The sequence below is a fragment of the Neobacillus niacini genome (assembly GCF_000759675.1).
In the GTDB taxonomy this organism is placed as follows: domain Bacteria; phylum Bacillota; class Bacilli; order Bacillales; family Cytobacillaceae; genus Neobacillus; species Neobacillus niacini_A.
Genome location: NZ_BAWM01000095.1, coordinates 1 through 273 on the forward strand (window position 1 = coordinate 1; position 273 = coordinate 273).

Annotated in this window: 3 tRNA genes; all 3 read right to left on the minus strand. The window is 56.8% G+C overall.

The features are described 5' to 3' along the window. The 3 genes from TR08_RS21910 to TR08_RS21920 all read right to left on the minus strand — a co-directional run bounded on the left by TR08_RS21910 (position 1) and on the right by TR08_RS21920 (position 268). A tRNA-Leu gene (locus TR08_RS21910) sits at positions 1 to 89 on the minus strand. Positions 90 to 94: 5 nt separating this feature from the next. Continuing rightward, positions 95 to 169: transfer RNA gene (locus TR08_RS21915), tRNA-Gly, on the minus strand. 17 nt (positions 170 to 186) lie between these two features. Beyond that, positions 187 to 268, minus strand: a tRNA-Leu gene (locus TR08_RS21920). Positions 269 to 273: the final 5 nt, after the last annotated feature.

The window sequence follows — 273 nt, forward strand, 5'->3', positions numbered from 1 at the left end:
TGGTGCCGAGGACCGGAATCGAACCGGTACGGTAGTCACCTACCGCAGGATTTTAAGTCCTGTGCGTCTGCCAGTTCCGCCACCCCGGCAATATTGGAGCGGAAGACGGGATTCGAACCCGCGACCCCCACCTTGGCAAGGTGGTGTTCTACCACTGAACTACTTCCGCATATTAAAATAAATAAGTGCGGGTGAAGGGAGTCGAACCCCCACGCCTTGCGGCGCCAGATCCTAAGTCTGGTGCGTCTGCCAATTCCGCCACACCCGCATATT